This window comes from Pseudomonas sp. PS02290 (assembly GCF_029960075.1).
Taxonomy (GTDB): Bacteria; Pseudomonadota; Gammaproteobacteria; order Pseudomonadales; family Pseudomonadaceae; genus Aquipseudomonas.
In genome coordinates this window covers 1-3,585 of the sequence record NZ_JASCOY010000191.1, presented here as the reverse complement: position 1 = coordinate 3,585, position 3,585 = coordinate 1, and the positions used below count along the sequence as shown (strand labels likewise).

General features: G+C 61.2%; 3 protein-coding genes. 2 read left to right on the top strand and 1 reads right to left on the bottom strand.

The window, feature by feature from the left end; translation table 11 throughout:
- The first annotated feature begins 209 nt into the window (after window positions 1-209).
- Both QMX88_RS29015 and QMX88_RS29010 read left to right on the top strand, forming a co-directional pair.
- Window positions 210-1,652 carry a TldD/PmbA family protein gene (locus tag QMX88_RS29015; protein ID WP_282373685.1) on the top strand — a complete coding sequence of 481 codons (1,443 nt, stop codon included), beginning with the start codon at window positions 210-212 and terminating at the stop codon, window positions 1,650-1,652.
- Window positions 1,652-2,977, top strand: a complete 1,326-nt coding sequence (locus QMX88_RS29010; protein WP_282373686.1) for a TldD/PmbA family protein — start codon at window positions 1,652-1,654, stop codon at window positions 2,975-2,977. The genes QMX88_RS29015 and QMX88_RS29010 overlap by 1 nt, the downstream gene beginning before the upstream one ends.
- Before the next feature lie 69 nt (window positions 2,978-3,046).
- Here QMX88_RS29010 and QMX88_RS29005 read toward each other — a convergent pair.
- Window positions 3,047-3,585 (bottom strand): transposase (locus QMX88_RS29005; protein WP_282373684.1); only part of this gene is annotated, 539 nt, incomplete at its 5' end.

Here is a 3,585-nt window from a genome sequence, read left to right as displayed (position 1 = left end):
AGCTTGCTCGCGAAGAAGGCATTATTACCGCCGCAAATTTAGCGGATGTTCTTGCCTCTTCGCGAGCAAGCTCGCTCCCACCAGTCCCTATCTCACTAGATACATCTCCGGCGCCGACGTGCCTCCACCGCCATCCCTCCCCGCTGCAGTGATCATCCGCGCTATGATTCGGGCCGTTGCCTGTCCGAATCGCCAAGGAGCCTTCCTGCATGTTCGACTTCTCCGCTCAGCTCAAACAGCGGTTCGCCGCCCTGCAGAGCAGCGCCCCGTTTTTCTCCCTGCGTTACGTCAAACAGACCAGTCAGCATCTGTCGGTGCGCAAGAACGTCGCCGAGCCGCCGCAATTGAGCATCGACGAAGGCGCGATGCTGACCGTGCGCATCAATGGCGTCGAAGCCTATGCGGCCACCAACGACATCTCCCAGCGCGGCCTTCAATCGGCGCTGGAACAAGCAGAGACTCAAGCGCGACAACTGGCCCCGCATTCGCTGCTCGACCTGGGCGACCATGCTGTCGCCACTGCCCGCGCCGATTACCTCTCGCCCAACCTGCAAAGCGCGTTTCCATCGCTCAGCGATTGCTATGCCCTGCTCAACGCTGAATCGGCGTCCGTGCCCAGGGACGAGCGTCTGGTCAACTGGCAGGTAAGCCTGGGCCTTGAGAACGTCGAGCAGATCTACCTGAACAACGCCGGCGCCGAGATCCGTCAGGCCCAGCGCTTCGTCTTTCCCGGGCTGACCGTCACGGCCTACGACGGGCAGGACAGCCAGACCCGCAGCCTGGGTCGCGAGAACTTCGGCCAGCAAGGCGGCGCGGAAGTCATCACTTCGTGCGGGATCATCGGTGCGGCGGTCAACGTCGCCGATCAGGCGCTGCAACTGGTCATGGCGCCAAACACGCCCTCCGGCCCGCGCGATCTGTTGCTGACGCCCGACCAGATGACCCTGCAAATCCACGAATCCATCGGTCACCCGCTGGAGCTGGACCGCATCCTCGGCGATGAGCGCAATTACGCCGGCACCAGCTTCGTCAAAGCCAGTGACTTCGGCACGCTGCAATACGGCTCAAGGCTGCTCAACGTGACCTTCGATCCTGAAATCCCCGAGCAAATGGCGAGCTACGGCTTTGATGACGACGGCACACCGGCGAGCAAGCAATTCCTGATCAAGGACGGCGTATTGGTGAGGCCGCTGGGCGGCGCGCTGTCGCAATACCGCAGCGGCATGGAAGGCGTCGCCAATAGCCGCGCGTCCAGCTGGAACCGCGCACCCATCGACCGCATGGCCAATCTGAATATCGAGCCGGGCGACCAGTCGATGGCGCAGCTCATTGGCGGCATCGAGCACGGCATTTTGATGAGCACCAACCGCTCGTGGTCGATCGACGATGCGCGCAACAAATTCCAGTTCGGCTGCGAATGGAGTCAGTTGATCGAGAACGGGGAGATCAAGGGCGTGGTGAAAAACCCGAACTACCGCGCGATCTCCGCCCAGTTCTGGCGCAACCTCAGCGCGGTCGGCGACGCCAGCACCTTCAAGGTCCTCGGCACGCCCAACTGCGGCAAAGGCGAGCCCAATCAAGTGATCCGCGTGGGGCACGCCTCGCCCGCTTGCGTGTTCGCCAGCGTTGATGTTTTCGGAGGTGACGCATGATGTCCCATCAAGCGCAATTCAAGGCTTTGGCCGAATGGCTGCACGGCGCGGTCACGGCAGACGAGCGTTACACCCTCAGCTACGACGCCGAAGCGTCGGACTTCATTCGCTTCAACCACGCCAAGGTGCGTCAGGCCGGCCACGTGCAGCAGGCCAGCGTGACCTTCAAGCTGATCGCTGCAGGCCGTCACGCAAACCTGAGCCTGACGCTGTCGGGCGATGGCGAGGTGGATCGACAGCGCCTGAGCGAAGCCCTGACTCAGTTGCGCGAGACCCTGACGCTGTTGCCGGAAGACCCTTATCTCCAGTTGAACGAAGAGGCCTGGCAGAGCAGCAACGTGCAGGAGACGCCGTTGCCGGACAGCGCCCATGTGGTCGAGCAGATCGCGCAACTGGGCGAAGGGCTGGATCTGGTCGGCATCTACGCCGCCGGGCCGATCTATCGCGGTTTCGCCAGTTCCAGCGGTGCGCTGGGCTGGCATCAGGCCAACAGTTTCAATTTCGACTGGAGCCTGTTCCACGAGAACGGCCAGGCGGTAAAAGCCAATTACGCCGGCCACACCTGGACGGACGAAGGCTTTGCACGGCGCTTTGCGCTGGCCCGTGAGCAACTGACGTTTCTTGGCCACCCGGCACATGCCCTCGCGCCCGGGAAATACCGTGCCTATCTGGCGCCCGCCGCACTGGAAGAAGTCATCGGAATGTTGTGTTGGGGTGGTTTCTCCGCGCAGTCGCTGGCCGACAAGACCAGTCCCTTGCAGCGGCTGTACGACGGTCACGCCACGCTGAGTCCGCTGGTGAGTGTGAACGAGCAGGTCAGCGGCTCGTTGTCCCCTGCGTTTTCCGGCGAGGGTTATCCGCGCATGGACCTGTCGCTGGTGGCCGAAGGCGTGGCCCGGGATCGCATGATCGACTCGCGCAGCGCTGCCGAATACGGCCTTGTCGCCAATGGCGCAGGCTGGGGCGAGTCGCCGAGTGCGCTGAGCATGGAAGGCGGTTCGCTGGCGCTGGATGAGGTGTTGGAAGCGCTGGGCACGGGCCTGTACATCAGCAACCTGTGGTATTTGAATTTCTCGGACCGCACCGCCGGGCGCATCACGGGGATGACGCGCTTTGCCACGTTCTGGGTCGAGGACGGGCAGATCAAGGCGCCGGTCAATACCATGCGTTTCGACGACAGCATCTTCAGCCTGCTGGGCACCGCACTGGAGCAACTGACCACAGAAAGGGAACTCCTGCTGTCGACGAGCACCTACAGTCAGCGCCAGACCGCCTCGAATCTGCTGCCCGGTGCGCTGCTGAGCGGGTTGACGCTGACGCTGTAATGCATCGGGCTGTCTGGCTGCTGGCGGGCAGCCACTGAGCTCTGTATGTGGGAGATTCTATGGTTGTCATCAAGCCAAAATCCCCCCTTTCGGTTGATATTCGCTTTGGTTTTTCATCAGGGAGAACGCGATCCGAGCGAGTTTACGGCCGAGCATGACAAGCACCTGGGTCGTCGCTTTTCCGCTGCCCAGGTGTTTGTTGTAGAACGCTTTCCAGGCAATTGATCGGCTCGCCGACATAGCGGCGTTGTGCAGTAATCGGCGAACTTCCGAGCACCCTCGCTTTGTTAAAGATCTTCGGCCGTTTTTTTGGCCCGAGTCGCTCACTCTTAGGTCCATGCCCAAAAAAGCGATGAAAGAGTCGCCGCTGTTAAAGTCGCCTCGGTTATATGCCATGACCAAAGCAGTTGCGGTCAGAAAACCGATACCCTCGATCGCTTGGCAACGTGCCACTTCTTCAAGCAAACCGGCTTCTCGCAAGACATCTTTGAGTTTTTTCTGGACGAGCAGGTCCAGGCGCTCAACCGATTTGAGAAAAGTGGCGAACACAGCTTTCAAACTGGCGTCATTTGCCCAGCTCTGGGTCAGGCTGGTTTTGGCCTGAACCA